Below are 1,975 nucleotides of genomic sequence, written 5' to 3'. Positions count from 1 at the left end.
TTGATCGATCTTGATCTGGACGATATCGGGTTTATCTGCCATAAAAAATACCTCACCATAATTGATGAGGCTAGTGTACTGCGGGGAAACGGATTAGGAAATCCGTGCTGTTATCTCCTGCTTACGAATAAGCACGTCCGGCATTCATATAGATCAACGACCTTTGATCGACTGACGCAGTCAACGCAATACTATGAGAAGTCAAAATAAACTGCTGAGCGGAATCTGCCTTGACATCTCGAAGGTAGTCTTCAATGTATTTAATTAAACGAATCTGAGCTTGCACATGCAAATGTGCCTCCAACTCTTCAATCAACATGATATTCGGACCATAAATAACAGATCTTGAGTGATCTTTAAGCAAAGCGAGTTCAGTTGAGATGTACAACAGGTTCAAGTTCCCAAGGCCCAAATTCACGCTTTCCGAGTTCAGACTTAATTGCTTAAGAATTTGATTCAAGGTAGCTTGCACCAGCTGGAAATGTGTCCTACTCTTCTCCTGATCTTGTCTGTCAAAAAGTTCCCTGAGGACAGTATGTAGCTCACCATTAATTGAAGAATTCGGTCGATCACCTTCAGAAAGGATCCCTCGACTTTCATCCTCCGATGGATTTGGCGAAACAGGAAACCCGTTGGATAGGTACCCTTCGATTGTTTTATTCGTATCTTGTAAAGCCTTTACAAGCAATTCTTTATTTTCTGGATGGTTACTTAACTCAGAGTGAGCTGCTAACAGCTGGGGCAGATGTGAACGAAAGCCTGGTGTCAACTCATCCGATGCATTTCTTAACGCCTTCAAGTATGTAACACGGAGGTACGAAAGTGCGCCACTTCGTAATGCTGATTCGGCACCTTCATCTCCCGCAACTAATTTACGATTCAGATATTGACGTCCAACCTCACTAGTCTTCTTTTCAACAGTTAGTTTGACGTGCAATTCATACTCGTTGTGTTCGCCAAAAGAAAGCCATTCTAAAAAGATTCCTGCTTCATGTGAGTTAAGTTTTTTGAAAACTGCGTCGATTTCGAAGGTTGTCGAGTAATCAGTTCCATTAAAGTAGAAATCATCATCTTGGATCGCGTTTTTATCATCACTAACCGTTCCAAGTAACATCTTAATAGCATCGACAACAGCAGTTTTCCCGGAATCATTTTCACCAACAATAATGTTTAAGCCTGGATGGAATTTGACTGTTAATCCGGGTTGACCATCACGTGTCGCCACAAATTTCCGAAAATTATATAAATTGATAGATTGTAAAAACATTGTTGCTCCCCCCGGCACTCTAGAATTTCTCGTCAACATTTCCCATTGTACATTCCCGATTTGATACAATGATGAAACCTGGTAACAAACACGAATATTGTTTCAATCATTTCATGATTTTGAATTAATTCGTCGCCAGTGTTTTTTATCTACGCCGTGATCAATTAACACCTGCATCAACTTTCCCTGTTCAATCTTATCAAGTAACCGTAACGCATCTCGTTTGTTCACGTAGGACGCCCTGTATGCTGGCTCCAGCATACAGTCTTTGGGAACATTCTGCTGAATGTACCAGTTCTGAAACGTTCCACCAATAAACCCGATATAGCCGCCAAACCCAAGACTCCCGCCAGTTTCATTTGCAATCAATGCATGGAGCACCAAATGCTCAGCTAGATTACAATAAACAAGGTGTGCTTTCAATTGGTAAATATACTCCGGTTGATATTTTCGAATCGAATCAGTACATGAAAGGTTCGAAACTTTATTTTCATCAATATGATGAGTGTACAATCCTGTACCCTGGCGTGAATATGATCCGTGAACGATTTTCTTTGTGCCTCCGGCTAAGAAGTTTTCGTCCCGCGTTTTACAATCAAGTTAGCCACTATCGTTAGCACTCAGACAAAATAAAAAACACCAAGTCGATACGACCTGTTATCATTAAAGTTCCTACACAATTAATGAAAGAGGTATCGTCTTGATGCA

The 1,975-nt window shown here is 40.8% G+C and carries 1 protein-coding gene and 1 pseudogene; both read right to left on the bottom strand.

Annotation, left to right across the window (positions count from 1 at the left end; all coding sequences use genetic code 11):
- Positions 1-121 precede the first annotated feature (121 nt).
- A complete protein-coding gene (locus ACKTSG_RS14155) occupies positions 122-1,267 on the bottom strand; it encodes an ATP-dependent nuclease (protein WP_407895663.1) in 1,146 nt (381 codons plus the stop codon).
- Between the two features lie 111 nt (positions 1,268-1,378).
- Positions 1,379-1,834: pseudogene (locus ACKTSG_RS14150) on the bottom strand (SAV1803-related protein); the annotation flags it as partial.
- Positions 1,835-1,975: the final 141 nt, after the last annotated feature.

It is taken from the genome of Lacticaseibacillus salsurae, from assembly GCF_045862175.1.
Classification (GTDB): domain Bacteria; phylum Bacillota; class Bacilli; order Lactobacillales; family Lactobacillaceae; genus Lacticaseibacillus; species Lacticaseibacillus salsurae.
Note: the sequence above shows the minus strand (reverse complement) of the source record. Positions and strands in the feature narration are given on the sequence as shown.